Annotated in this window: 26 protein-coding genes; 15 read left to right on the plus strand and 11 right to left on the minus strand. The window is 64.9% G+C overall.

The window, feature by feature from the left end; translation table 11 throughout:
* On the minus strand, positions 1–215 hold a 215-nt coding region (locus tag OIU93_RS18675; RefSeq protein WP_264271566.1), incomplete at its 3' end, for a hypothetical protein.
* 196 nt (positions 216–411) lie between these two features.
* Between OIU93_RS18675 and OIU93_RS18680 the strand changes: the two genes are divergently transcribed.
* Positions 412–549: a hypothetical protein gene (locus tag OIU93_RS18680; protein ID WP_264271567.1), complete on the plus strand. Its 138-nt coding sequence runs from the start codon at positions 412–414 to the stop codon at positions 547–549.
* 258 nt (positions 550–807) lie between these two features.
* Here OIU93_RS18680 and OIU93_RS18685 read toward each other — a convergent pair whose 3' ends face one another.
* Complete coding sequence (locus tag OIU93_RS18685; protein WP_264271568.1) at positions 808–1,143, minus strand: YnfA family protein; 336 nt, start codon at positions 1,141–1,143, stop codon at positions 808–810.
* Between the two features lie 96 nt (positions 1,144–1,239).
* On the opposite strand from OIU93_RS18685, the gene OIU93_RS18690 reads away from it, so the two are divergent.
* Positions 1,240–1,686 carry an SRPBCC domain-containing protein gene (locus OIU93_RS18690; protein ID WP_264271569.1) on the plus strand — a complete coding sequence of 149 codons (447 nt, stop codon included), beginning with the start codon at positions 1,240–1,242 and terminating at the stop codon, positions 1,684–1,686.
* A 21-nt stretch (positions 1,687–1,707) separates the two neighbouring features.
* Here the strand turns inward: OIU93_RS18690 and OIU93_RS18695 are convergent, their stop codons facing one another.
* Positions 1,708–2,433 (minus strand): SDR family oxidoreductase, encoded by a 726-nt coding sequence (locus OIU93_RS18695; RefSeq protein WP_264271615.1) that lies wholly within the window; start codon positions 2,431–2,433, stop codon positions 1,708–1,710.
* Between the two features lie 306 nt (positions 2,434–2,739).
* A complete protein-coding gene (locus OIU93_RS18700) occupies positions 2,740–2,931 on the minus strand; it encodes a hypothetical protein (protein WP_264271570.1) in 192 nt (63 codons plus the stop codon).
* Between the two features lie 324 nt (positions 2,932–3,255).
* Between OIU93_RS18700 and uraD the strand changes: the two genes are divergently transcribed.
* The 4 genes from uraD to OIU93_RS18720 all read left to right on the plus strand — a co-directional run bounded on the left by uraD (position 3,256) and on the right by OIU93_RS18720 (position 6,791).
* Entirely contained in the window at positions 3,256–3,762 is a 507-nt protein-coding gene (gene uraD / locus OIU93_RS18705) for a 2-oxo-4-hydroxy-4-carboxy-5-ureidoimidazoline decarboxylase (RefSeq protein WP_264271571.1), read from the plus strand.
* Positions 3,763–3,822: 60 nt separating this feature from the next.
* Positions 3,823–4,179 carry a hydroxyisourate hydrolase gene (uraH, locus tag OIU93_RS18710; protein ID WP_264271572.1) on the plus strand — a complete coding sequence of 119 codons (357 nt, stop codon included), beginning with the start codon at positions 3,823–3,825 and terminating at the stop codon, positions 4,177–4,179.
* A 5-nt stretch (positions 4,180–4,184) separates the two neighbouring features.
* On the plus strand, positions 4,185–5,111 hold the full coding sequence (gene pucL, locus OIU93_RS18715) for a factor-independent urate hydroxylase (protein WP_264271573.1): 927 nt from the start codon (positions 4,185–4,187) through the stop codon (positions 5,109–5,111).
* A 75-nt stretch (positions 5,112–5,186) separates the two neighbouring features.
* On the plus strand, positions 5,187–6,791 hold the full coding sequence (locus OIU93_RS18720; protein ID WP_264271574.1) for a solute carrier family 23 protein: 1,605 nt from the start codon (positions 5,187–5,189) through the stop codon (positions 6,789–6,791).
* A gap of 139 nt (positions 6,792–6,930) precedes the next feature.
* On the opposite strand, the gene OIU93_RS18725 is transcribed toward OIU93_RS18720, so the two are convergent.
* Complete coding sequence (locus tag OIU93_RS18725) at positions 6,931–8,805, minus strand: CocE/NonD family hydrolase (protein WP_372342968.1); 1,875 nt, start codon at positions 8,803–8,805, stop codon at positions 6,931–6,933.
* Positions 8,806–8,956: 151 nt separating this feature from the next.
* Here OIU93_RS18725 and OIU93_RS18730 point away from each other — a divergent pair, with 151 nt between their 5' ends.
* Positions 8,957–10,045 carry a DUF5937 family protein gene (locus OIU93_RS18730; protein WP_264271575.1) on the plus strand — a complete coding sequence of 363 codons (1,089 nt, stop codon included), beginning with the start codon at positions 8,957–8,959 and terminating at the stop codon, positions 10,043–10,045.
* 253 nt (positions 10,046–10,298) lie between these two features.
* Entirely contained in the window at positions 10,299–11,855 is a 1,557-nt protein-coding gene (locus OIU93_RS18735) for an AbgT family transporter (protein WP_264271576.1), read from the plus strand.
* A 931-nt stretch (positions 11,856–12,786) separates the two neighbouring features.
* Here OIU93_RS18735 and OIU93_RS18740 read toward each other — a convergent pair.
* A complete protein-coding gene (locus tag OIU93_RS18740) occupies positions 12,787–13,551 on the minus strand; it encodes an IclR family transcriptional regulator (RefSeq protein WP_264271577.1) in 765 nt (254 codons plus the stop codon).
* 218 nt (positions 13,552–13,769) lie between these two features.
* Between OIU93_RS18740 and OIU93_RS18745 the strand changes: the two genes are divergently transcribed.
* The 4 genes from OIU93_RS18745 to OIU93_RS18760 are packed head-to-tail and all read left to right on the plus strand — an operon-like array spanning position 13,770 to position 18,913.
* On the plus strand, positions 13,770–15,158 hold the full coding sequence (locus OIU93_RS18745) for an NAD-dependent malic enzyme (RefSeq protein WP_264271578.1): 1,389 nt from the start codon (positions 13,770–13,772) through the stop codon (positions 15,156–15,158).
* A gap of 23 nt (positions 15,159–15,181) precedes the next feature.
* Positions 15,182–16,810, plus strand: a complete 1,629-nt coding sequence (gene aceB / locus OIU93_RS18750) for a malate synthase A (protein WP_264271579.1) — start codon at positions 15,182–15,184, stop codon at positions 16,808–16,810.
* Positions 16,807–18,084 (plus strand): aldolase, encoded by a 1,278-nt coding sequence (locus tag OIU93_RS18755; protein WP_264271580.1) that lies wholly within the window; start codon positions 16,807–16,809, stop codon positions 18,082–18,084. The genes aceB and OIU93_RS18755 overlap by 4 nt, the downstream gene beginning before the upstream one ends.
* The gene (locus OIU93_RS18760; RefSeq protein ID WP_217390763.1) at positions 18,077–18,913 is read left to right on the plus strand and encodes a bifunctional allantoicase/(S)-ureidoglycine aminohydrolase; all 837 of its coding nucleotides are present in this window, start codon (positions 18,077–18,079) and stop codon (positions 18,911–18,913) included. The genes OIU93_RS18755 and OIU93_RS18760 overlap by 8 nt, the downstream gene beginning before the upstream one ends.
* A gap of 144 nt (positions 18,914–19,057) precedes the next feature.
* On the opposite strand, the gene OIU93_RS18765 is transcribed toward OIU93_RS18760, so the two are convergent.
* Positions 19,058–19,756, minus strand: coding sequence for a maleylpyruvate isomerase family mycothiol-dependent enzyme (locus OIU93_RS18765; protein ID WP_264271581.1), 699 nt, complete (start codon positions 19,754–19,756; stop codon positions 19,058–19,060).
* A gap of 162 nt (positions 19,757–19,918) precedes the next feature.
* Between OIU93_RS18765 and OIU93_RS18770 the strand changes: the two genes are divergently transcribed.
* Positions 19,919–20,509, plus strand: coding sequence for a GNAT family N-acetyltransferase (locus tag OIU93_RS18770; protein ID WP_264271582.1), 591 nt, complete (start codon positions 19,919–19,921; stop codon positions 20,507–20,509).
* 33 nt (positions 20,510–20,542) lie between these two features.
* Here the strand turns inward: OIU93_RS18770 and OIU93_RS18775 are convergent, their stop codons facing one another.
* The 4 genes from OIU93_RS18775 to OIU93_RS18790 form a co-directional block, all read right to left on the minus strand.
* Entirely contained in the window at positions 20,543–21,034 is a 492-nt protein-coding gene (locus tag OIU93_RS18775; protein ID WP_264271583.1) for an FBP domain-containing protein, read from the minus strand.
* Between the two features lie 294 nt (positions 21,035–21,328).
* Positions 21,329–22,087 (minus strand): formylglycine-generating enzyme family protein, encoded by a 759-nt coding sequence (locus OIU93_RS18780; protein WP_264271584.1) that lies wholly within the window; start codon positions 22,085–22,087, stop codon positions 21,329–21,331.
* A 217-nt stretch (positions 22,088–22,304) separates the two neighbouring features.
* Positions 22,305–23,045 (minus strand): aspartate/glutamate racemase family protein, encoded by a 741-nt coding sequence (locus OIU93_RS18785; RefSeq protein WP_264271585.1) that lies wholly within the window; start codon positions 23,043–23,045, stop codon positions 22,305–22,307.
* Positions 23,046–23,090: 45 nt separating this feature from the next.
* Positions 23,091–24,611, minus strand: coding sequence for an NCS1 family nucleobase:cation symporter-1 (locus OIU93_RS18790; RefSeq protein WP_264271586.1), 1,521 nt, complete (start codon positions 24,609–24,611; stop codon positions 23,091–23,093).
* Between the two features lie 302 nt (positions 24,612–24,913).
* Between OIU93_RS18790 and OIU93_RS18795 the strand changes: the two genes are divergently transcribed.
* Both OIU93_RS18795 and OIU93_RS18800 read left to right on the plus strand, forming a co-directional pair.
* Positions 24,914–25,705, plus strand: coding sequence for a hydroxypyruvate isomerase family protein (locus tag OIU93_RS18795; RefSeq protein ID WP_264271617.1), 792 nt, complete (start codon positions 24,914–24,916; stop codon positions 25,703–25,705).
* Between the two features lie 71 nt (positions 25,706–25,776).
* Positions 25,777–26,694 (plus strand): 2-hydroxy-3-oxopropionate reductase, encoded by a 918-nt coding sequence (locus OIU93_RS18800; RefSeq protein ID WP_264271587.1) that lies wholly within the window; start codon positions 25,777–25,779, stop codon positions 26,692–26,694.
* Positions 26,695–26,801 lie beyond the last annotated feature (107 nt).

Here is a 26,801-nt window from a genome sequence, read left to right on the forward strand (position 1 = left end):
TGGCGCGACCAACCGCCTAACGCTTCGTCCAGGAACTTCTCCGGATCCGGCGCCGCAGCAATCGACGGCAGCCAGATCAATCCGCCCATGTCCTCATTCACCACGCGGCTTTCATGGATAAAAATATTGCAGACGGAATGCAAAAATTGCAATGGATCAACAGAAAATTGCTGGTCAGGCGACGTTCGACTGGTGGTGTCAACCGATAGCGGCACTGCTCCGAGAAATGTGTGGAATGATCAGCAAGACCCACGTCAGAACGCGAATTGCTGAACCACGGGGAAACGTATCAAAAGGGGACTATCTGCACCTTTCGCGAATAGTCCTTTTTATTGGTTTACATAATATTTATTACCGGTTGTTATTTATCTGTGGGGAGTGGCCGTAGAGCGGAAGGGAGGCGACATCCCAATGCTGAAAAGTGCCAGCGGTGGCCGCAAGGCAGCCTTGGGCATGCGCCTGGCGGACCCGACTCTCGAGCTGCTGGAAGCGGCCACCAAGACCGGTGCGGCGGTCGACTTGATCGCTGGGCTGTATGAAAAGAACTAGGACCGGATCTACGAAGACCCGGCCACCGGGAACCCCACCCGGCCCCGGGGCACTTCAAATCGTGTTCTGCGACCTGGGCACCCCATCCCCGGACTGGAACGTGTTCGACCAGTTGAGGGAAGACCTGGCGGCCCGTGGTGTGCCGGGTGAGGAGGTGCGCTTCATGCACGAGGCGAGGAACGATGCCGAGAAGGGCCGGCTCGTGGGGTGCTCCCAGGAGATGGGAGTGGGACCAGCATCCGGGCTCGGGCAGTGCTCCTAGGCCCCGCGCGGGCCGTACATGATCAGCCCGACCCCGGCCAGGGCAACGATGGCACCGGCGATGTCCCAGCGGTCCGGACGAAACCCGTCAAGGAAGACCGCCCACAACAGCGAACCGGCAATGAAGACGCCGCCGTAGGCGGCCAGGATGCGGCCGAAGTTGGCGTCGGGTTGGAGCGTGGCCACGATGCCGTAGAGTCCCAGGGCCACGGCGCCGGCCCCGACCCATAGCCAGCCCCGGTGCTCGCGGATTCCCTGCCATACCAACCAGGCGCCCCCGATTTCGAGCAGGGCGGCCACGCCGAAGAGCAGGATTGATTTCATCACGGTCATGATCCCAATCCTTTCATCAACCGGTGGTGCGTGTTTGCCCCCACAGAAGCGGCGGATTATTCGGTCCATCGCTCGAACCGGGGTAATCTCGTGCGCATGGATATGGGCAAACTCGTCATTGATCGCGAATTTTCCGCACCCCGAGGCGCGGTGTGGGCAGCTTTTACAGAACCGGAAATCCTGGCCGAATGGTTCGGCCCGGAGGGCTGGGGCGTACATGTGGACACGGTGGACATTGAGCCCCGGGTCGGCGGCGTACAGAAGTTCGTGATGCACTTGCTTGAGGACCCCACCCAAACTTCGCCGGTGCATGCGACATTCACCGAGGTCAGGGACCATGAGCTGCTGGTCGGGGAAGATGGACCGCATGAAATGACCCTGAACCTGGTCATCGAATTGCGCGTGGAGTTTTCCGATTGCCCGGCGGGTACCGCGCTGAGGATCACCCAGGGTCCGCTGCCGTCCGAGGTCCTGGAGCCGGCGCGTGCCGGATGGGAGTCCTCGTTCATCAAGCTCGACCGTTTGTTTGCCGCGCACCTCTAGGGTGCCGCGGACTGGCCGGCCCTAGCCACGGCCGATGAACGGCATCCCGGCGGCGGTGATGGTGACGTGGTTGATCGACACCTCGGCCGGTGCGGCGGCAATGAACTCAATGGTTGCCGCGGCTTGGTCCATGTCGAAGGTGGGCTCGACCTTCCGGCTTCCGTCGGCCTGCAGCGCGCCCGAGGTCGCGCCGACATCCTTCATCATCTCGGAGGCGGCGTTGCCGATGTCGACCTGCGAGCACGCTATTCCGTAGGGGCGGCCGTCGAGCTCAATGGACTTGGTCAGGCCCGTGATCGCATGCTTGGTCACCGCGTAGGCAACGGAGGCGGGGCGCGGCACCTGCGCGCTGATCGAACCGTTGTTGATGATGCGACCGCCGCCGGACGCCTGCATGTGCCTGAACGCGGCACCCGCGCAATGGATGGCACCGCCGAGGTTGACTGCGCAGACATCCTGCCATTGCTGCGCCGTGAGCTCGCCGATGGTTGCGGAGGGGCCAAAAACCCCGGCGTTGTTGAAGAGCGCGTCGATCCTGCCGAAGCGATCGATCCCGGCGGCGAATAGCCGTTCCACGGCCGATGGGTCGGTGATGTCGGTGGGCACCACGAGCGCGTTGGGGTGTGTGCCTGCGCTCTGCTCCAGCTGCGCCGCGCGCCGCCCGGCAAGGACCACGTTCCACCCGGCCTCGAGCATGCGTCGGGTGACTGCGCGTCCGATTCCGGAACCGGCCCCGGTGACCAGCATGGTTCGCCACGCGGGCACGGTCTGATTGGGGACAGGGTTCAAGCGGAATCATCCTTTGAAGTGAGACTGGCATTGGTCGGCTGTGCCTGCAGGCGAAGGGTTCGCGTTCAGGCATTCGACCCCAGCCTACTGAGGAGACCGCCGCAGCGGCGGGTCCCGGATCCTGTGGCGCCGGTTGCCCGGCGGGGACACGCATGCGGCGGGACACCCGTGCCGGGCCGGGGGTTCCACCGCCGTGGCTGTTCTTTCGACGTGGTATGCAATTCGTGGCAGTTGCGCCGGGGCCCTCGAGCCGGACTCCCGGGGCTACCTGCGAGCGGCGCGCAACCACGACCAGAGTCCGATGCGTGGCCTGGGACTGCGCGGGCCACGGCTCATGTCCGGGTCCAATCCGCCGATGGGGTGGAACATTCCGGTGCTGAGTGCCGTCGAGGTTTCCAGAAGTGCGCGCGCTTTTTTCTCGCTGGATGTTTCAGCGATGGGCTGGGTGGTGTTCATGCGGTCCTCCTCGAAACGACAAAGATTCCAAGATATGAAATCTAAATATTGGTTTGTGAAATTAAGTATGTACGCGGAGCATGGGAAAGGCAAGGGCTCGCCGCAACTTGCTTCACGCCGGCCTCCGGGCAGGGGTGGGCGGGCAGCGGGAAAAGATTCGGCTAAACCCTTGACGGGAAGGGTGTGATCCGAGTTACATGGTGTGAAAGCAAAGTTCCACCATCCAGAAACATCGAGTCGAAGCCGGTTCCAAGCCGGTGGTAAGGGTGTTCAGCCCTGGATGGTGCAGGAAAACCTCGCAGGATTGAAAGAGCTGATCACCCCATGGACATTTCCCGTTTCAACGACCTCGACTCGGCTGACGCGGCCGCAGTGCTCCGGCCCTGTGCAGATATTGGCCGCTGGATTGAGACGATTCTCAGCGCCCGCCCCTTTGGTTCCATCGATGAACTCCTAGCCTGCGCGCAAAACGCCGCCGACCCGTTCACCGAAGCGGAGATCAACGCGGCGCTTGCCCACCATCCCCGTATCGGGGAACGTGCCGCCGGTTCATCCGCGGAAGCAACGCTCAGCCGCGGCGAACAATCCACGCTGAATCTCGACGGGCGAATTGCCGCCGAGCTTCTCTCCGGCAACCGTGCCTACGAGGAACGGTTCGAACGCGTCTTCCTGATACGCGCCGCCGGCCGAAGCAGCGAAGAAATTCTCGCTGAACTGCGCCGCCGACTGGACAACGACCCCGAGGTCGAACTGGCGGAAGTCGGAGAACAGCTGCGCGCCATCGCCCTTCTTCGCCTCGACGCGTGCTTCGGCCGCGTGCCCTCAAGCTAGATCACGTCCACCGGAATCTAAAGCTTTTCCTTCCCCTCAACGAGTCCAAAGGAGCCTTCGATGAGCGCCAACCAGGCTGCGAGAAGCCACATCACCACCCATGTACTCGACACCGGGACCGGGAGGCCTGCCTCCGGTGTCAAGGCCACGCTGGAAGCCAAGACGGCATCCGGCTGGCAAGAAATCGGATCAGGAGTCACCGATGCCGACGGACGCATCGAGTCACTCGGTCCGACAAAGGTTGAAGCAGGTCACCACCGAATCGCGTTCGGCACCGGTGACTACTTCGGAAAGACGGGTACGGAAACCTTCTTTCCCGCGGTGAGCATCGATTTCGTCGTTGGCGACACCGCCGCTCACTACCACGTACCTCTTCTTATCAGCCCGTTTGCATATTCCACGTACCGAGGGAGCTAGATATCATGAACACCTTTGCAGCCGAAAAGAAGACCGGCACCAAGATCGTTCTCGGCGCCAACCAATACGGCAAGGCCGAGGTCCGGCTGGTGAAGATCACCCGGGACACCGAGCGGCACGAGATCGAGGACTTGAACGTGACCTCGCAGCTTCACGGCGACTTCCTCGCCGCGCACATCGACGGCGACAACCGGCACGTTGTCCCAACCGATACACAGAAAAACACGGTCTACGGCTTTGCCCGGGATGGCGTTGGCTCGCCGGAGGCGTTCCTGTTGCGGCTCGGTGCGCACTTCACCACGGAATTCGACTGGGTCACGGGCGGGCGCTGGGCAGCCGAGCAATACTTTTGGGACCGGATCCAGGAGCACGATCACGCGTTCTCCCGGAACAAGTCCGAGGTGCGCACCGCGGTCCTGGAAATCAAGGACGGCGAGGCCTCGGTGCTCGCCGGGATCAAGGACCTCACGGTCCTGAAGTCCACCGCCAGCGAATTCCGCAACTTCCCCGTTGACCGCTACACCACCTTGCAGGAAACCGGCGACCGGATCCTGGCCACCGACGTCAGCAGCCGCTGGCGCTACAACTCCAACGCGGTTGCCGGAGGGGACGTGGACTTCAATGCCGTCTACGCCTCGGTGCGGGAACTGCTGTTGGCTGGCTTCGCGGCCAAGCATTCCTTCGCCTTGCAACAGACAATGTTCGACATGGGCGAGGCGGTCCTGGAGGCGCATCCGGAGATCGAGGAAATCAGGTTCTCGCTGCCCAACAAGCACCACTTCCTCGTCGACCTGTCCCCGTTTGGACAGGACAACCCGAATGAGGTCTTCTTTGCCGCGGATCGCCCGTACGGCCTGATCGAGGCGGCCATCACCCGCGAGGGCGCCTCCGCAGCCCATCCGATCTGGGAAAACACGCCCGGATTCTGCTAGCCGATGAGGTCTCGGGGGTGCGCGCGGTGCAACGCGCGCACCCCCGATGCGTCGCAACCCGTCAAGGAGTCAGACATGAAGGCCGCGCAAGTCAAAAATACTACACACCGTCCCGAGGACGAACGGCTGCCCCTGGGCAAGACGATCGCCTACGGGCTCCAGCACGTATTGACCATGTATGGCGGCATCATCGCCCCGCCGCTGATCATTGGCGGTGCCGCCGGGCTTACCCCGGAACAAATCGGCGTGCTGGTCGCCAGTTGCCTCTTTGTCGGCGGCCTGGCCACGATCCTGCAAACCGTAGGCGTCCCCTTCTTCGGAGCCCAGCTTCCCCTGGTCCAGGGCACCTCCTTCGCCTCCGTTTCCACCATGGTGGCCATCGTCAACGGCGACGGCGGCATCCAGTCGGTCTTCGGCGCGGTCCTCGCGGCCTCCGTGATCGGCTTCCTGGTGGCCCCGTTCTTCGCGAAGATCGTGCGGTTCTTCCCGCCGGTGGTCACCGGCGTGGTCATCACGATGATTGGGCTCTCGCTCATTCCGGTAGCGGCCAACTGGGCCATGGGCGGAAACGCCAAGGCCGACGACTATGGTTCGCTGGCCAATATCGGCCTGGCCGGCATGACGATGGTCATCGTGCTGCTGCTCTCCAAGGTCGGCAAGGCAGCGATCTCACGCCTGTCGATCCTGCTGGCAATGGTCATCGGCACCGTCATTGCGGTGTTCCTCGGTGTGGCGGACTTCTCGGCCGTGGGTCGCGGCGCCATCTTCGCCTTCCCGCAGCCCTTCGCCTTCGGGTGGCCGGTGTTCGAGGTCGGTGCCATCGTCTCGATGACGATCGTCGTCATCGTGATCCTCACCGAAACCACCGCCGACATCCTCGCGGTGGGGGAGATCGCCAAGACCCGCGTCGATTCGCGGCGCATCGCCGACGGCCTGCGCGCCGACATGGCCTCCAGCATCCTGGCCCCGGTCTTCAACACCTTCACCCAGAGCGCGTTCGCGCAAAACGTCGGCCTGGTGGCCATCACCGGGGTGAAATCCCGCTTCGTGGTCACGGCCGGCGGAGGCATCCTGGTTGTCCTGGGCCTGCTTCCGGTGCTCGGCCGCGTGGTCGCCGCGATCCCCACCCCGGTCCTGGGCGGGGCAGGCATCGTGCTCTTCGGCACCGTTGCGGCCTCGGGGATCCGCACCCTGGCGAGCGTGAAATACGACAACAACCTGAACATGATCATCGTGGCCACCTCCATCGCCTTCGGGGCGCTGCCGATCGTCAAGACCGACTTCTACGATGCGTTCCCGACCTGGTTCGCCACCATCTTCCACTCCGGCATCAGCTCGGCCGCGGTCATGGCCGTGGCACTGAACCTGCTGTTCAATGAGCTGAAGATCGGCACCCCGAAGCGACACGGTTCGGCCTATGCCGCGGCCCCGCCACGCATGCTCATTGCCGACCAGATCCCGCGCATCGTCAAGGCGGAGGAAGTCCGCGGGCTACTGGACGGGGACCGGTTCAAGTCCGGCAAGCTCATCGCCGCGGACGGCGAGGAGATCCCCGTCGTCGACGACGACGAATTCAAGGGCATCGTCGAGGAGTATCGCAAGAAATGCGAGGCGGCCGGCGTCCCGTGCCCGGACGAGTCCGAGTTCGTGCGATCCGGGAAGCCCCCGCAGCTTCACTGAGCGACTCTGGCCCGTGCGGCCATTGGCACGGATCCAGGAACCACAGTCGACCCGGTTCCCTGGGTCCGTGCGGACGCGCATTTTCGGGTTGTACACATCGCTTCCATTGCCGGTTCTGCCAACCCGCGAGGCAATGGAGCTAGTCGGATAACACGTCTAGTGAAAGCGACGTCGGATGGGCATCCGACATGTGCACGGTGTTTTCGGCCACGATCTTGATCCTGTCGGTGGCAATCGTCCCGCCGGTATTTGAGTTCACGTCAAAGCGCGGAAAGTTGCTCGATGAAACATCAAGCCGGATCCGGTGCCCGACGGCAAAGAGATTTGCGGTCGCAGGTGCCGAGACCGTGACGCGGTATACCCGGTGGGGCTCCATTAATTCAGGTTCGGTGAAGGAATTGCGATAACGCACCCGCAGGATTCCTTCGGTGAGATTCATGGCAAAACCCTGGGGGAAGTCGTGGCTCGGCGGGTACTCGTCGATCAGCTTGATGGTCAGGTCGGTATCCTTGGCCGAGGATGAGAGGAAGATCTCCGCGGTCACTTCACCTGCGATGCCCACTTGCTCCTGCAGGGGCTGGGTGCGGAATACCAGAACGTCGGGCCTGGCACTGAGCGGTAGGTGCGGCTGGCTGGCTCCGAAGATTTCGTCGCTGGGCACCTGGTTGTAGGCCCCGCCGCGCATGACTGGTTCGCCGCTGGTGACCTGGCCACCGATGGTGGGAACCGGGTCGTTCGGATCAAAGGCATAGGTGATAGAGGTGTCCTGTGCGACCGGTTCGGGAATCAGTCCCCCGTCTGGCGAGCAGTACAGGGTGACCCTTTGCGCGTTTTCCGGGGGCCACGTGGCCGCGTGTTCCCATCGGCCGCCATGATCCAGCCGGCCCTGGGCCGTGGCATTGCCGCTGCCGCCACCCATCAGGAAATAGGTGACAGCGGCCCGTTGCACGGCACTCGTGTCCCGTCCCAGGACCTCGTCCATCCAATCAGCCCTAAAGTCCAGGTACGACGGAGCAAGATTGCCGTCAAAATATGCCGCCGGGCCAAAGTCGACGTCGCCTGCGTAGCTCTGGCAGCGTTTCCCATGGGTCCAGGGGCCCAGCAGCAGGTAAGCCGGACTGGACTTGCGATCTCCGAGCTGCTGAAAATTCTCGATGGCCGAGGCAATGTAGGGGTCGTACCAGCTGGAGATGTGGAAGCTTGGCACATCGGGAAACTTGTCGTAGGAATCGCGGGCATAGATTGCAGGCTGTGCCCAGTAGTCGTCGAAGTTCTCATGGGCCCACTGCTCCAGCAGGTAGCCTTCATACTCGGGGGCCAGACTCAAAGGTGAGCTGCCCTGCCGCCACGGCGTCTGGTGGAACCAGTCCGCCACGTTCAGCGCGGCCAGCCCGGAAGCGAGAACGGGATCGCCTGCTGCTGCCGGACTTCGCACCGCATGGCGAAACGCCCAGGTTGCCTGCTTGAGTTCGAAGGCGCCGCCCATGCGCATGCCCACCTCATAGGCCGAGGAAAATCCGCCAGAGTCCATGAACATGGCAGCCAGGCCGGAGGGGGCCAAAGCAGCCGCCGCCGTTTGCACATGGGCCGAGTAGGAAACCCCGTTCATCAGCACACGCCCATCACACCAGGGCTGGGCTTCGATCCAGGCGATCGTGTCTACCCCGTCCTGTCCCTCATTGAGGTATTTGACGAATTCGCCCTCCGAATTACCTCGGCCGCGGCAGTCCTGACGGATCACGACATAGCCTCGTCGGACGAAAAAATCGGCGATCTCGGATGGCAGAGGTATTGGCTGGTCATGTATTGACTGGTCCGAATCCCGGCTTGAACGCTTCCCATAGGGTGTGCGTTCCAAGAGTACGGGCCGGGGCGCTTCGGGAGCGTCGCCCAGGTATACGTCGGTGGCAAGCCGGCATCCATCACTCATCGCAACCATGAATTCCTGCGGACGGCCCGCGTCCTCCGACAGCAAGGCTCTCTCATCAATGTAACTAGTCAACTGCGACCTCATTCCTCAGTTTTTCAATTCCCGGTGGTACTCTCAGCTGCGCCGGCGGAGTCCTCCACCATGAAAAGTTAGCCAGTGAACCGGCGCCGCGTGCGACAATTGGCTGAATTGAGCCAATTGTTCGCAACACATTAGGCATGGCAGAGGAGGACTCATGGCCATTGCACTTCAATTTGCCGGATTCGAGACCAACAACCTGCACGTATCGGTTTCCCCGCTGGCCGAGCTGATGGCGGTACTCCACGTATTGGCGGAACCTGACCATCACTTCGAATCGTCTGCAAAAGTTCAGGCCATCGCGCGGAATCTGGACGATCGGCTGATCGCCGAGTTCAACGCTCTCTCGCCCCTGTGGGCACGGTTCCGCGCACGATTCTTCTTTCCGGTTTCCACCGGACCAAAGCAGAATCTTGACCGTGAACTCGCTGGCATGGCCGCCCTGCCGCTTGAGGCTTTCGTCTCCATGGCGGCCGAAGCCATCCGCGGCTTCAGCAAGGACCTCCCGGCAGCCTCGGAACTGTTGCATGATGAAAAAACCCGTCGGGAATTCCTTGACACGTGCCGGTCGCGATCTTTGGGACGATTCGAGTTGGCCGAACAACTTCTGAATGACCCGGAGCAGTTCAGGCGGAGGATCATCGAATTTTGCTCGGATTGCTGGAGTTCGTTCTTCAGGAAGGAATGGGAGGATCTCGCCCTCAACATCAGCGGCGCCGCAGCCCAACTCGCAGGCAAGCTGAACCGCGACGACCCCATCGCAACGATCGCCTCGCTCAGCGTCACGGCCAAGGCGTTCCGCGGAGCCTCCGAGGTCCGTTTCGACACGCTCCAGCAACGCCGGGTGAAGATGGCAGGACGCCAGCTGCTGCTGGTCCCCTCGCGTTGGATCGGCAACCACCTCACGGTCAAGGACAATGCCGGGTACCCGGTCATCGTCCATTTCCCGGCGCAGACCCCGCAGGAGGAACTCCTGCAGATCCAGCAGATGCGTGGCAGGCTCAGCGCGCTCAGTGCCGACTCCCGAATGGAGCTGTTCCGGCACATCTCGGCAGAGCCCATGACGACCTCCGATCTTGCGGTAAGGCTCGGTCAACCCGCGGCACAGATCTCCCGATCCCTGCGGGTGCTGCGCGAAGCGGGCTTGGTGGTCTCGGATCGGCAGGGAAAGCTGGTCTACCACCGCATCGACACCGCCACGGTGCTCAGGATGGGCCCGGACCTGCTGGCCACCCTGACCAGATGACTTCCCCTACCGGGCGGCACGTTTCCGAAGTCGGCGAATAGTGGGGATCATTGGTTGGCATTCATTGAACCGTCCTTATGCATCTCGCGGGACAGTTTCCAAATCCTCGTCGCAACTTCCGGAACGATTGTCGAAAATTGGATAATCATCTCCCAGCACCGCGGTGCTTGTAATACAAATCACGGGTGGGGTTTTCGATTCCCACGCTACTGGGCAATCCGCGGCTCAGGGTTACCGCACTACTGGAGGATCCATGACCATCACCAAAATCGGAGGCCGGAGCGAATCGCTGGGGCTCCGTTTGCTCGCCAGCGTGGAACGGGCAGGCAACGCACTGCCTCATCCGTTTTGGCTGTTCTGGATTCTCTTCGGAGTGCTCGCCGTGGCCAGCTGGATATTGTCCAACGCCGGGGTGCAGGTTACGGATCCCGCGACCGGAGAGACGGTCGGGGTCAACAATGCTTTAAGTGTCGAGGCCATCCGCTCCCTGCTGACCGGCGCGGAGGAATCCTTCGTCACGTTTGGGCCGCTGGGCACGGTGTTGATCGTGATGCTGGGCGTTGCCGTGGCGGACAGGTCCGGACTCTTCGAGGTCATCGCCCGGCGTGCGCTGAGCAATGTGTCGCCGCGCTCCGTGGTGTTCGCCGTGGCACTGGGCGGCGCGCTTTCCAAGTTCCTCTCCGACTCCGCCTACGTGGTGTTGATTCCGCTGGGCGCCGTGGCGTTCAAGGCCGTGGGACGCTCGCCGATGCTGGGCATGATCGTGGCCTTCGTCTCGATCAATGCCGCCGGAGATGCAAATCCGCTGATCGCCCCCGGCGATGTGGTCTTTGCAAAGGTAGCCACCGAGGCCGCCCACCTCATCGATCCGAATGTCACAGTTCGAGCCACGGACAACATGTACTTCACGACGGTCTCAGCCATAGTGTTGGCGATTACGGTCACCTTGGTCACCGAGCTGATCCTGAAGAAGCGTGAGCACACCCTGGTGGTCGACTCCCAGCAGGACGACACGGCGGCACTGTCCGCCATGGCTCCCAGCGCCCTGCTCTCCGACGAGCAGGAACGCCGTGGACTGCGCGTCACCGGATTCTCGGCGGTGGCATTCCTCGCGCTGCTGGCTGCGGCCATCATTCCCGCGGGATCACCGTTGCGCGGCGAGGGCGGGGAGTTCCTGGAATCGCCGTTCCTGGACGGTATCGCGTTCTTCCTGTCGATGTTCTTTCTGGTTCTGGGCACGGCCTTCGCGGCCGGTTCACGGCAACTTGATTCCGCCTCCGACATCCCCCGCTTCATGGCCGACGGCGTTCGTTCGATTGCGCCGCTGATCGTCCTATTCTTTGCCGTCTCCCAGTTTTTGGCGTTGTTCAAGTTCACGAAAATCAGCACCGTGGTGGCCGTGGTCGGTTCCGATGCCATCCAAGGCCTGGGGGTCAACAGCGTTGGCCTCTTCTTGATTGTTGTGGTTTGCATCGCGGTCCTCAACCTGATGATCACTTCCGGCCAGGCCCTGTGGGCGCTGGTGGCACCGGTCATCGTCCCGATGATGATGCTGCTCGGGACAAATCCTGCCACCACGATGGCGCTCTACCGCATCGCCGATTCGTGCACCAACTCCATCACCCCGATGAGCACCAGCTTTGTTCTCTGTGTGGGCTACCTCCAGACGCTGAACAAGAAGGCGGGCATTGGCACGCTGATCTCCTTCACATTGCCGTGTGCGTTGATCATGTTCGTGGTGTGGCTCGGTTTGTTCCTCGCCTGGTGGGCGCTGGGCATTCCGCTCGGTCCCGGTGCCCCCGTGCGGTAGCGCAGGCGACAACCGGCCGCCTGCGGCTCGGTGCCGCGGGCAGGTTCAAGGGATGAATCCAAAGGAATCATCAGTTGGTGGGCCCAGTTTCCGGGTCGTAGCTGGCGGGGCAGCCAGGACCATGTCCAGCCGATCACCGACTTCCAATGCACGTACGCCCCGGAGGCTTCGCCCAGGGATCCCGGCCCGACGAGCATTGTCGCTGCCTTGTCGTCGTGCCTTGGGACCCGAGCGGCCGTCCTCCCTGACAGGAAATTGGCTGACTCGGTCCTTGGGCACGTTCGCCCGCCCTTGCGAGGATATGCAAATGCACCATTTCGCGGTGCCCCGCGGCCGACAGCAGAAGGATGATCTGGGCTCCGGAAGCATTCGTAGGTGATGCCGAAGAACGCATAAATAGGGCAGCCAGACAGCGCTGGCACGAGGGGCAACATGGCCACTGCCCTCCGGCAGTCCTCCACGGGGAGTGTTTCCGGTCCACACGTCGTCACAGTTTGCAGTTGGAAGCTCCAGGTGTTGGGCTCCGGCTATCAGGCTCAGGAAACCCGCGAGATGCTTGTTCACATTTCGTAGGCATGGGACCGGTATCGAGAGCATGCTGGTGAGGATCCCAGGGGTCGCAAGAGGGTGACCTCCTCGTTTTCCGCACCGTACCGGGCCCGCGGGCATCCCCGAGTCCAGTGACGCAACGGTCTGCTGGACGCCTGGGCACTGCAGGGCCGGTCGCAGAACGCGCCGATCATGTGCATCGTGGCCATGGAAAGCCGCGCGGCTTCCCGCCCTACGCGGCTTCCCGCCCTACGCGGCTTCCCGCCCTACGCGGCGGCTCGCCTACGCAGCGCGCGCCAAGGCGCCGACGCGATGAAGGATCGTGCGTACAAAGTGGATTCAGGAATTCCCGGTTCCATGACGTCCCGTGCGGTCGGTCGCCCTAGCCCGTCGTGACGGCGAGGGCCGCGGAAAGCTGGGCCGTCGCTGCGCGCAAGCGCGGCACGGCCCTGGCTGCGAACTCGTCGTTGAGCCGGGTGACGGGCCCGGAGACGGAGATCGCCATCGGGGTCGGCGCGCCGGGGACCGCCATCGCCAGACAGCGCACGCCGAGCTCCTGCTCTTCCTCGTCGATGGCATAGCCGCGGGTGCGCACCTGATCGAGTTCCTCGAAGAGCTGGTGCATGGTGCCGATGGTTTTCGGCGTGTGGGGCGCCATGCCCGCCTGGTTGACCAGGCGCTGGACCCGGTCGTTTTCCAGCACCGACAGGATTGCCTTGCCCACTCCGGTTCCATGGAGCGACGAGCGGCGCCCGACCTCGGTGATCATGCGCATCGCGTGCGGCGACTGGGCTTGGGAAATGTAGGTGACCATGTCGCCGTCGAGCACCGCGATGCTGGCCGACTCGCCCAGTTCGTTCACCAGGTTCTGCAGGATGGGCGTGGACAGGGCGCCCAGCTGGCGGTTGGCGACCTCGCCCAGGCGGATCAGCCGCGGGCCGAGGGCGTAGCGGCGGTTGTTCAGCTGGCGGACGTAACCAATGCCGACCAGGGTGCGCAGCAGCCTGTGGATGGTGGGAAGCGGGAGCGGGGTGTCCATGGCAAGTTCGCTCAGGGCCGCCTCCCCGCCGGCCCGGCCAATGAGTTCAAGGAGCTCGAAGGCGCGCTCGACGGATTGGACGCCCGATGTCGTCTTTACTTCGGCCATGGCGATGCTCCTGGGTCTGCTGGTGCGCGGGCGGGAACCGTCAAAAGGTCCCGCAAACGGTCAAGTCTTGTGGTGCAACACTACCGGAACCCTAGCTATTTCTTCCACGATCCGAAACTTTGCTGCACAATTCCCGTGACCCACTCTACATAAGTGCTTGTAATTTCACTGAGTAGATAATAGTATCCACTATACGGAAACTTTTTCAGGAGGACGATATGGCTGTACCTAGCCCGGGATATTCACTGACGCTGCGTGTCCAAACGCCCGTCTCGATCACTGCAACCAGCGAACTGGCCGCGGCCGTGGGCCGCGCCGGAGGGTCAATCACGGCACTTGACGTGGCCGAATCCGGCCATGACCACATGGTCGTCGACGTCAGCTGCAACACCACCGATGCCGCACACGGCCAATCGGTCCGCGATGCCCTCGATGCGCTGGACGGCGTGAACGTCCGCAATGTCTCGGATCGCACCTTCCTCATGCACTTGGGCGGCAAGCTGGAGGTCGTCCCGAAGGTCGCCCTGCGAAACCGCGACGATCTCTCCCGCGCCTACACCCCCGGGGTGGCCCGTGTGTGCATGGCCATCGCCGAGAACCCCGAGGACGCCCGCAACCTCACCATCAAGCGCAACACCATTGCCGTGGTCACCGACGGCTCCGCCGTCCTGGGCCTGGGCAACATCGGCCCTGCCGCCGCGCTTCCGGTCATGGAAGGCAAGGCCGCGCTGTTCAAGCAGTTCGCCAACGTTGATGCCTGGCCGGTCTGCCTGGACACCCAGGACACCGAGGAGATCATCATGATCGTCAAGGCCCTCGCCCCGGTCTACGGAGGGGTGAACCTCGAGGACATCGCCGCACCGCGCTGCTTCGAGATCGAGGCCCGCCTGCGCGAGGAGCTGGACATCCCGGTCTTCCATGACGACCAGCACGGCACCGCCATCGTCACCCTCGCAGCATTGACCAACGCGCTGCTTGTGGTCGGCAAGCAGATCGACAAGGTCCGCATCGTCGTCTCCGGCGTCGGTGCCGCCGGCAACGCCATCATCCAGCTCCTGGCCGCCCGCGGCGCCAAGAACATCATCGCCGCCGGCCGCAACGGAGCGATCAGCCGCACCGATGTTTCCGCAGACCCGCACCGCCAGTGGCTGGCCGACAACACCAACCCGGAACAGTTCACCGGGACGCTCAGGGAAGCCATGGTCGGCGCCGACGTCTTCATCGGCGTCTCCGCCCCCAACGTCCTGGACGAGGCGGACATCGAGGCCATGAACGAGAATGCCATCGTCTTCGCCATGGCCAACCCCGACCCGGAGGTCGATCCGATCGCCGCCGGCCGCCATGCCGCAGTGGTCGCCACGGGCCGTTCGGACTTCCCGAACCAGATCAACAACGTTTTGGCCTTCCCGGGTTTCTTCCGCGGACTGCTCGACGCACGCGTTTCAGACATCACCGACGAAATGTTGTTGGCCGCAGCCGATGCCATTTCCGCCCGGGTGAGCCAAGATGAACTCAACCCAGGTTTCATCATTCCCTCCGTCTTCGACCCGCACGTGGCCGCAGACGTTGCCGAGGCCGTCTCCTCCGCGGCCGTGAAGAACAAGTAGCAAGAAAGATCTGGTCCACCACGATGAGCATCACACTGACCCACACCCCGTCCGTTGCCAAGGCCGATGAGATCCTCTCCACCGAGGCGCTGGCCTTCGTCCTGAAGCTGCACGAGAAGTTCACCGGAACCCGCGAGGAGCTGCTGGCGGCACGCACCAAGGCCCGCGCGGAGGTCGCCAAGACCGGCACCATGGACTTCGACCCGGCCACCGCGGACATCCGCGCCGGCGACTGGAAGGTCGCCCAGGCGCCGGCCGCCCTGCAGGACCGCCGCGTGGAAATCACCGGCCCGGCTTCCCCGGCCAAGATGGCCATCAACGCGCTGAACTCCGGCGCCAAGGTCTGGCTTGCCGACCTCGAGGACGCCTCGACCCCGACCTGGCACAACGTCGTGGATGCGCTGGTGAACCTCACCGAGGCGGCCGCCGGCACCCTGTCCTTCGAAGACGCGGGCAACGGCAAGTCCTACGCGCTGCGCACCGACGCACCGCTGGCCACCGTCGTGGTCCGCCCGCGCGGCTGGCACCTGCCGGAGGCCAACGTGCTCATCAACGGCGCACCGGCAATCGGCGCGCTGGTGGACTTCGGCCTGCATTTCTTCCACAACGCCAAGGTGTTGGCGGAATCGGGCCAGGGCCCGTTCTACTACCTGCCCAAGATGGAGTCCTACCTCGAGTCCCGCCTGTGGAACCAGGTGTTCGCCTTCGCCGAGGCGGAACTCGGGATCGAGCACGGCACCATCCGCGCCACCATGCTCATCGAAACCATCCCGGCCGCGTTCCAGATGGACGAGATGCTCTACGAGCTGCGCGACTACGCCTCGGGCCTGAACGCCGGGCGCTGGGACTACCTCTTCTCCATCATCAAGTACTTCCGCGAGGCCGGCGAGAAGTTCGTCATGCCGGACCGCGCCGATGTGGCCATGACGGCGCCGATGATGCGCGCGTACACCGAACTGCTGGTGGCCACCTGCCACAAGCGCGGTGCCTTTGCGATGGGCGGCATGGCCGCCGTCATCCCGAACCGCCGCGAGCCGGAGGTCACCGCCGCCGCGTTCGAGAAGGTCCGGGCCGACAAGACCCGCGAGGCCAACGACGGCTTCGACGGCTCTTGGGTGGCACACCCCGATCTGGTCCCGATCTGCGTGGAGGTCTTCGACTCCGTGCTCGGCGCCAAGCCCAACCAGATCGACCGCCAGCGTCCCGAGGTCGCGGTCACCGCCGAACAACTGCTCGACGTCGCCTCGGCACCGGGCTCGGTGACCGAGGCCGGGGTCAACGCCAACCTCTACGTTGCAGTGGCATACACCGCCGTCTGGCTCTCGGGCAATGGCGCGGTGGCCATCCACAACCTCATGGAGGACGCGGCAACGGCGGAGATTTCCCGTTCGCAGATCTGGCAGCAGATCAACAACCAGGTCGTCGCCGCAGACACCGGCAACACCATCACCGCCGAACTCGTCGCCGATGCCCTGGCCGTCCAGGTCGCCAAGCTGCGCGACGAGGTCAACGACGAGGAAACCTTCGCCGCCTACTATGCCCCGGCCGCCGAACTCATCGGCCGACTGGTCTCCGGGCGCGAGGAGGACTTCGAGGACTTTCTCACGCTGCCTGCCTACCGCCTGCTGAGCACCGAGCTGGTGGCAAAATGATCCGCCAGGGCGCGCTGGGCGCGGCCGCACTGGCACGCATCGAAAGCGAGTTGGCCCCCACCGACGAACTGCTGGAGCAGAACTACCCGGGCGACGATGGACGGCGCCAGCCGATCCACACCGCCTACGTCCCGGCCGACCGCTTCACCCCCGAGCTGCCCGCGGCCTGGGGCGCCGCGGCGCTTGAGGCCGCCGGCGGCGTGGCGGGCCTGGCCGACCTGGCCGGGAAGCTGGGACTGACGCGGCCGGAGGAACTTGCCACGCTGGTTGCCGCGAAGCTGGGCAGCGAGCCCATCGAGGACCTGCGCCTGGACTTCGAGGACGGATACGGCAACCGCGGCGATACGGCCGAGGACGCCGCTGCCGTTGCAGCGGCAGAACAGGTCGCCAAGGCCGTGGCGGCGGGCGTGGCTCCGCCGTTCATCGGCATCCGCTTCAAGTGCCTCGAGGCACCCACCCGGGCCCGCGGGCTGCGGACGCTGGATCTGTTCGTCTCCACGCTGGCCCGCGCCGGCGAATTGCCGCCGGGCCTGGTGCTGACCCTGCCGAAGGTCACCACCGTCGCCCAGGTCCGCGCCATGGTCTTCGTCTGCGAGCAGCTGGAGGCGGCGCACTCGCTGCCCGCCGGGCGCCTGCGCTTCGAGGTCCAGATGGAAACCCCGCAACTGATCCTCGCCCATGACGGCACCGTCCCCTCGGCGACGCTGCTGCACGCGGGCCAGGGGCGGATCACCTCGCTGCACTATGGCACCTACGACTACTCGGCCTCGCTGGGCATCGCGGCGGCCTACCAGTCGATGGAGCACCCGGCGGCCGACTACGCCAAGAACGTCATGCAGGTGGCCGTCGCCGGCACCGGCGTGCACCTCTCCGACGGCTCCACCAATATCCTGCCCCTGGGCGATCCGGAACAGGTCCAGGCCGCCTGGGCACTGCATGCCCGGCTGGTGCGCCGCCACCTGGAGCGCGGGATCTACCAGGGCTGGGACCTGCACCAGAACCAGCTGCCCACCCGCTACCTGGCCACCTACGCGTTTTACCGCGAGGGCTTTGCCGCCGCGGCGGCGCGCCTGCGCAACTACGTGCACCGCATCGAATCGGCCATCATGGACGAACCGGCCACCGCCAAGGCGCTGGCCAACTTCATCCGCCGCGGCCTGGTCTGCGGCGCACTGACCGCCGAGGAGATCGCCGCGGAAGCAGAGATTTCCCTATCCACCCTTGAATCAATCGCCCTGACGCGAGCAACACAGACGGAGGACTCGAATGTCTAAGATCCAGACTCGTGCGGATGCAAGCTACTACACGAACTACGGAGGGCACCCGCCGCAGACCGACCTGTTGACCGACCGCGCCATCGTCACCGAGGCCTATACGGTCATCCCGCGCGGGGTGCTGCGTGACATCGTCACCTCGGTCTTCCCGGAGTGGACCGGCACCCGCGCCTGGGTGCTGAACCGCCCGGTCGCCGGCGGCTCGACCACCTTCGCCCAGTCCATCGTGGAGGTCTCCCCGGGCGGCGGTTCGGATCACCCGGAGCCGCAGGCCGAGGTCCAGTCCTTCGTCTTCGTGGTCTCCGGCCGGCTGACCGTGACCATCGACGGCGCCGCGCACACCCTAGAAGAGGGCGGGTTCGCCTACGTCCCGGCCGGCACACAGTGGCAGGCCCACAACAACGGCGTCGAGGTGGCGACCTTCCACTGGATCCGCAAGCGCTACGAGGTCCTGGCCGGCGTCGCGGCCCCGGGACCGGTCGTCGGCAACGAGCGCGACATCGAGCCCGGCGCGATGCCGGAGACCGAGGGCAAGTGGCGCACCACGCGCATGCTTGACCCGCAGGACGTGGCGTTCGACTTTGGCGTGAACATCGTAACCTTCGAGCCCGGCGCCTCCATCCCGTTCGCCGAGACCCACGTGATGGAGCACGGCCTGTACGTCTTGGAGGGCAAGGCCGTCTACCGGCTGAACGCCGACTGGGTCGAGGTCGAGGCGGGGGACTACATGTCGCTGCGCGCCTTCTGCCCGCAGGCCTGTTACGCCGGCGGACCGTCGAACTTCCGCTACCTGCTCTACAAGGACCAGAACCGCCAGATCGCCTTGTAACGCGGCACAGCGCTTAACACCGTCGGGCCCTTCGAACGCGATGCGTTCAAAGGGCCCGACGGTGTTTGGGGGAGGGGAAACCCCCTGCCCCCCATCTCGGCCGGCGCCCGTTGGGAAAGGGGTGGTGCCGGGGAGAGGCGTTTGCTACCAGGCCGGGAGCACCGGCAGGGGTCCGCTGGATTCAATGTAGCGTGCCTGGCCGCGCGCGAGCCACTCGATCAGGCCCTCGCGGTCCGACTTGACCTGCAGGGCGCCGTCGCCGACGACCCACTCGTCGCCTTCCTCGGTCACCAGCGTCATGCCCGGGGCGTCCTTGGCGCGCATGGTGCGCACCGCCGCCTCCACGGCGTCCAGCTGCGAGTCAGGGTCGGCCTCCTCGATGGTCCAGGCGGTGTCCAGGTCGTGGTGGTGCACGACGACCTCGGCGATGCGCAGCGCCACGATGGAGGTGGCGGGGATGACCTTGCCGTGCAGGTTCACTTCCTGGACCGCGAGCTCCCCGGCCAGGCGCTCGCACTGTTCGGCGAAGTACTCCGCGGCGCTGCGGAATTTCTCGACGAGTTCCCGGCCCGGCAGGGCAGCGAGCGCGGCGATCTCCGCGTTGCGGGCCTCCGGGGAGGCATAGAGCTGCTGCTCTTCCCCGCTGGTGGCCCAGTCGATGAGCTTGACCAGCGAACGGCCGTTGGATGCCAGGTGGGCAATGACATCGGCCCGGCTCCACCCCTCGCACAGGGACGGCGCCGACATTTCGTCGGCGGACAGGGTGTCGATCGTGGCCAGCATCATGTTGGTTTCGCGGCCGAGTCGGGAAAGGTCCGAGTGCAGGCGGGCAGTGTTGATCATGCAGACACCCTACCAACGAGCGGGCCGGCGACGGGCCCGGAATCCAATCCATATCGAACCGGTATCGACTCATATGCAGAGGCGTGGCTCGGTGCCGGACCCGCTATTCCCGGCTTTTTTGCCGCCGGACGGTAGTTTGGTGGAATGATCCCGGACCGGCAGATGACGCAACGGCTACGTCTCGATCCACCCGTCCCCGAGGACCTGGATGAGGTCTTCGCGATCTCCGGCGATCCGCGGACCTGGGCGCACATCCCCGGCGAACGGGTCACGGATCCGCGGCAGACCGAGTCCTTGCTGGAAACGTTTGGCGCCGGCTGGCGGGAGCACGGCCTCTCGCACTGGGTCGTGCGGCTGGGCGAGGCCGGCGCCTACCCGCCCTTGGAGCCCGGCCAGGTACTGGGCACCGGGGGAGTGCACCTGCTTGCGGCGGTTGCCGGCACGCCCGTATGGAACCTTGGCTACCGGCTGGACCCTGCCTGCTGGGGCCACGGATTCGCCACCGAACTTGCCGGGTACGCGGTGGAACGCGCCCATGCCGCCAGGGATTTGGTGCCGGTGATTGCCCGGGTGCTTTCCACCAACCCCGCATCGCTCAAGGTGGCGCAGAAGGCCGGTCTTCAACTCCGTTGGGAGGGAGCTCCGTCGCCGCAGACGGCCGCAGCGGTCGGGGACCGGCCGGCTTCCCGGCTCATCCTTGCGGACCGTGAGCTGGATGGCGACGTGCTGGCATGGCTGGTGTCGCGGGGCTAATTGCGTCGTTCCGCAAGAGGCCAGCTGCCGGGATCAGGCGTCGTCGCGCACCCGCTTGGCGAAGTTCTGCACATGCTCGCGCAGCACGGCGATGCGCCGGTTGACCTCCGCCCCGCGATCGAAACCGAGGTAGGGCAGCGATTTCATCATGCGGACATTGGCGGGGCACTGGAACTCGGCGCACACCAGGATGCCGATGGTGTCGCCGTCGCGGCCGGCCTGGCCGCCCTTCCTGGCGTTGAAAAACACCACGTCGTTGGGCAGGTCGACGTCCTCGCACCACGAGCACTGGGGGCGGTTGCGGATCTTGCCCTCGGTCTTGCGGAACATGATGCCCACAGGTGCGTCGTCGAGAACGGTGACGACATAGCCGACCAAAGGCAACTTCGGATCCCTCCACCCCAGGAACTCGAAGGTGTCCCAATCCAGGGAGTCGAAGTCCTCCGGGAGCGTGATGGCCTTGCGCTCGCGCAGCGAGGCATTGATGAAGGATGAACGGATCTGTTTTTCGGAAAGTGAATGCATGGAAATTCTGGGCCTGACTGTCGTGCCGCCTCGTCGCCGCGGCGAAGGGGAGGGGGCATGCTTCGGGTGGGGCAAAGGATCCGCGCGCGGTCGGGCGACGAGTCGCCGATCACCCGGCGGCGGATGTGGGCGCGCCAAAGGGGCGCGAAATATCACCGAAAGTGGACAGCCTTATCTCGAGCCGGCGGAAAAGACGCCGGCTACCTCCGAACGCCCGCGGGGCGGTGGGGTCGAGATCAAAATGGACATGCGAAAAAGTATACGCCCACGGATGGGGTGACTTGCGGGACGCGGTCAGCCACGCAGCAGGCTCCGCAATGGCGTCCACCCGAGGGGAAGAGGGCCGCGGATATCGGCCCGCCGGCGATCCGCCGTGGCGGACCACCCCTGTGCAGCGGTCTCGCCGCGCTCGCCGACCGCTCCTCGCGCCACCCGGAATCCGACGTCTTCAAGCACGGCATCGGGTGCGCTGCCCCGGCGCACCGAGGCGCGGCAGCTCCAGGACTTGTCGTCCCAGCCGCCGCCGCGCAGACTTCTGTAGTCCCCGTAGCGTGCCGTGTCCGCAAAGTCCCAGCACCATTCCCAGATGTTGCCGATCATGTCGAAGAGGCCGAAGCCATTGGGCTCCTTGAGGCGGGCGGCTTGCGGGCCGTTGACTCCGTCTCCGGAGGTCCACGCGATCTTCGACAGGGGGGCATAGGTGGGCGCCGTGGTGCCCGCGCGACAGGCAAATTCCCATTCGGCCTCGGTTGGCAACCTGTAGCCCCCGGCGCCGACGTTCCAGGTGATCTCTCGACCTGCTATCTGGTAGGCCAGATCGAGTCCGTGGTCCTGCGAGAGCTTGTTGCACCAGCGCACCGCCTCGAACCAGGTGACCGGGTGGGCGGGCACATCCTGCGCGGAGGCCTCGACGAGTTCGGCACCGTCCGCGTCCGCCCATTGGGCCTGGGTGACAGGTGTCTCGGAGAGATGAATCGGGCGGAGGTTGACCTCGCGGACCGAATCGGATCGGGCATCGCGCAGGCGGACCTTGCCCGCCGGGATCGAAGCCATTGAAAGTTCCACCTACCGATCATCCCGCAAAGGGCGGCGGCGAAGTGTCTTCCGGCCTCGGCGAACCCAAAGACGCGGGAGGTGGCACGATCTGGGGTGCTTCAAGCTGCGGGCCAAACCCGCGACCATTGGCCAAATGAACGGGCCAAATGAACGGAGGGCGGCCGCCGTACCGGCAGCCGCCCCTCGTCAAGCGTGGTCCTCGATGTCCGGCGCGTCAGCCAGCGTTGACGGCGGCCTTGGTGATCGGCCAGCCGGTGACCACCTTCGGTCGAGGCATGGCGTAGGTGCGCACCTTGGAGGTGCTCAGCCCCAGCCGGATGAGGGATTCGGCGATGGTCACCGCGGCACGCACGCCGTCCACGATCGGCACGCCGGTGGCCTCGGCGACCTTGGCCTCAAGCTCCGCCATGCCGCCGCAGCCAAGCACGATGACCTCGGCCTTGTCGTCCTGCACCGCCTGGCGAGACTGCTCCACGATGGCGGCCACGGCGCGTTCGGGATCGGACTCGAGCTCGAGCACGCCCAGCCCGCTGGCGCGGACCGAGGCGCAGCGATCGGTGAGGCCCGCCAGCTTCAGCCGGTCCTCGATCAGCGGAACCGTCCTGTCCAGCGTGGTGACCACGGAGTACTTGTGCCCCAGGAACTGGGCGGTGGATGCGGCCGCCTCGGTGATGTCCACGACCGGTACATCGAGCAGTTCCTGCAGGCCCTCGCGGCCGTGTTCGCCGTAGCCGGCCTGGATGACGGCGTCGAAGGGCTCTGTGTAGTTCACGACCTTGTCCATGACGGCAATGGCGGCGAGGTAGCTCTCGAAGTTTCCCTCGCAGGAATCGGCACCGAAGTCGGGCGTCAGCTCGACGATCTCGGTTCCCGGGGAGGCCGCCGAACGGGCGGAGTCGCCGATGGACCGGGTCATGGACGCGGTGGTATTGACGTTGAGGACGAGAATGCGCATGGGGAAACTCCTGTGTTGCCGGTGGGATCGGGGAACTGTTGGCGTCTAGTGGCTGGGTGCCACGGCGATGGCCTCGCCGTCGACGTCCTGGTGGACCTGGCCGCGCCTGGCGATGGCCAGGTAGACGAGGGCGCCGAGGCCGGAGCCGATGAACCAGGCGAAGGCTGAGACGTGTCCCAGGGCGGGCGAAAAGGCCAGGACCAGTGCCGCAATGGCGGAGATGCCCAGGGCGGTGATGGCGCGGAAGTTCACGCCGCGGGTGAAGAAGTAGGTGCCCTCGGGGTTGGTGCGGTAGAGGTCCGGGACATTGATCCGGGCGCGGCGCAGGATCCAGTAGTCGGCCATGATGATGCCGAACAGCGGGCCGAGCAGGGCGCCCAGGCCGCCGAGGAAGTAGGTGATGACGGCGGGGGAGTTGTAGAGGTTCCACGGCAGGATCAGCAGGCCGATGACCCCGGAGATGATGCCGGCGCGGCGGAAGTTCAGCACCTTGGGGAAGAGGTTGGTCAATGCGTAGATCGGGGCGACGAAGTTGGCCATCAGGTTCACCGCGATGGTCAGGATCAGCAGGGCCGCCGATGCCGCCAGCAGCAGGAAGGTGTTCGGAATGGCTGCGACGACGTCCGAGGGGCTGTCGATGATGGTGCCGTCGATCTTGAACTGTGCACCGGTCATGACCACGACGATCACGCCGAAGAGCAGCATGTTCAGCGGGATGCCCCAGAAGTTGCCGCGCACGATCGAGCCCTTGGAGCGCGCGCTGCGGGTGAAGTCGCAGAAGTTCAGCACGAAGGTTGCATAGATGGAGACCCAGAGGGCGCCGCCGCCCAGGATCCCGAGCCACATGTCGACCCCGGTCTTGGCGTCCCCGGTGGACCAGGCGATGGAGCCGCCGGCCTGGGTGAACATCCAGATGGCCAGCGCACCCATGGTGACGAGGATGACGGGACCGGCGAAGGCCTCGTACTTGCGGATCATTTCCATGCCGTAGCTGACGATGACCAGTTGGAGTGCCCAGAGGGAGACGAAGCAAATCCAGCCCAGGGTGGAAAGGCCCAGGATGCTGTTGGAGTTAAGGCTCGCGGCTGAAGGGGCCACGGCCAGGATCATGACCACCAGCACCACGGATGCCAGGTAGGTCTGGATGCCGAACCAGGCGATGGCCACCGCACCGCGCAGGAGGGCCGGGATCTGTGCCCCGCGGATGCCGAAGGCAATGCGGCTCATAACCGGGAACGGGACGCCGGTCTTTTCGCCCATGAAGCCGGAAAAATTCAACAGCCCAAAGAGCAGGACTGCGCCGAAGCCCAGGGCCAGCAGGATCTGCCAGCCGCCCAGGCCGAGTGCAAAGAGCCCAATCGCAAATGCGTAGTTCCCCAGGGAGTGGACGTCGTTGGCCCACAGCGTGAAGATGCTGTAGCTGGACCAGGTCCTTCCCGCCTTGGTGGTCGGTGCCAGGTCGCTGTTGTACAGCGACGCGCTGAGTCCATGGGGATTCAGTTCGTGCTGGACCACGGGCGGAACGCTGGATTCTGACGTCGCTGTGCGCACATCTGGATGGGTCATGAGAACTCGTACCTTTCACCACAGGGGGTGTGACGGAGATTACTTCGTGGATCGATGATGGCATGATTCCATGTAAAAGAAAAGGATTTTCATCAGGTGGAATTACCGGAAAAAATCCCGTGATCCGAATTTGACTGGTCATGCCCGGTTCGTGTCCGTTTCCGTCGCCCGGGGCGTGTTAGTAGGCCGACGCGCGGAGCTGTTGGGCACCCTTGACAGTGACTCGGCCCACTCGTTAGAGTTCTCATAAGGCAATAAACATATTTCACAATATGGAAGTTGGAACCATGAAGGAGTCGAAGATGGCCTACACCGTCAACTGTTCAATCCTGCTCACCGAGATGCCCCTGCTGGAGCGCGCCGCCGCGGCCAAGGCCGCGGGCTTTGACAGCGTTGAATTCTGGTGGCCGTTTGCCACGGCCGTACCCGCCGACTCCGAGGTCGACGCCTTCGTTGCCTCGATCAAGGACGCGGGCGTCACCCTCGAGGGCCTGAACTTCTTCGCCGGCGACATGCCGGCCGGGGACCGCGGACTGGTTTCCTGGGTCGGACGCGAATCCGAGTTCCTCGACAACATCGACGTCGTGGCAGGCATCGGCGAGGCCACCGGCTGCAAGGGCTTCAACGCCCTGTACGGAAACCGGCAGCCCGGGATCGACGGCCAGGCGCACGACAAGCTGGCCATTTCCAACCTGGTCGCGGCAGCCAAGGGCGTCGAGCGGATCGGCGGCACGGTGTTGCTCGAGCCGATCTCCGGTTCCGAGGCCTACCCGCTGAAGACCTCCGCCGACGCGTTCTTTGTCCTGGAAAAGGTCCACGCCGCGGGGGCAGCCAACGTGAAGCTGCTGGCCGACTTCTACCACCTGGCCGTGAACGGCGACGACGTTGCCGCACTGATCGAGGAGCACGCCCACGAATTCGGGCACATCCAGATCGCCGACGATCCGGGACGCGGGGCGCCGGGCACCGGAACCCTGCCGCTGGGCGAATGGGTCACCCGTTCCCGCGACCTCGGCTACGCCGGCGGCGTCGCCCTTGAGTACAAGGCCGCCCACGCGGAGGCCTTCACCTGGCTCATCCGCCAGCCCGCCTAACCGGCACCCCAAACACTTTCGGGCACGCGCTGCCCGAGCCACCAGCACGCACAAGTTTTCAGGAGCACGGCATGTCGAACACGCACAAGATCGCATTCATCGGCCTGGGCATCATGGGCCTTCCCATGGCCATCAACCTGGCCAAGGCAGGCTTTGAGGTCACCGGCTACAACCGGAGCCCGGAAAAGACCGCGGAACTCGTTGCCGCCGGCGGCAAGGGTGCCGGCTCCATCCCCGAGGCCGTGGCCGACGCCGACGTCATCATTACCATGGTTCCGGATTCCGCTGACGTCGAAGACGTCGTCACCGGCGAGGCCGGGGTCTTCGCGCACGCCAAGTCCGGCGCCCTGTGGATCGACAACTCTTCCATCCGCCCCGACGTGGCGGCGCGCCTGTCCGACGAGGCCCGCGCCGCGGGACTCCGCCCGCTGGACGCCCCGGTCTCCGGCGGCGAGGCCGGTGCCATCGGCGGAGTGCTCTCCATCATGGTCGGCGGCGAGCAAGCGGACTTCGCCGACGCCGAAGCCGTCTTCAACGCCGTGGGCAAGACCATCGTGCTGGTGGGCCCCTCGGGTTCCGGCCAGACCGTCAAGGCAGCCAACCAGCTGATCGTTGCGGCGAACATCCAGGCACTTTCCGAGGCGGTGGTGTTCCTTGAGGCCTACGGCGTGGACACCGACGCGGCCCTCACGGTCCTGGGCGGCGGGCTCGCCGGCTCCAAGGTCCTGGACCAGAAGGGGCAGAAGATCCTCGACCGCTCCTTCGAGCCCGGCTTCCGCCTGGCCCTGCACCACAAGGACATGGGCATCGTGACCTCCGCGGCCCGCGAGGCGGGCGTCGTGCTTCCGCTCGGCGCACTCGTCGCCCAGCTCGTGGCCTCCACCGTGGCCAGCGGCGACGGCGCACTTGACCACTCCGGGCTCTTCCGCGGCGTACAACGCCTCAGCGGATCCGCCGACGTGCCGGCCGAACCCGTGGCCGCCAGCTAGCAAGCAGGGCAGTTGGTGCGGTGCCGGCCCGGAAGCCGGCACCGCACCATCCGCCCCCAGGGATCCTTCGCGGCAAGCACCCGCTGTGCGCCATCGGTCCACCCAAA

Source organism: Paeniglutamicibacter sp. ZC-3 (genome assembly GCF_025847175.2).
GTDB lineage: Bacteria > Actinomycetota > Actinomycetes > Actinomycetales > Micrococcaceae > Paeniglutamicibacter > Paeniglutamicibacter sulfureus.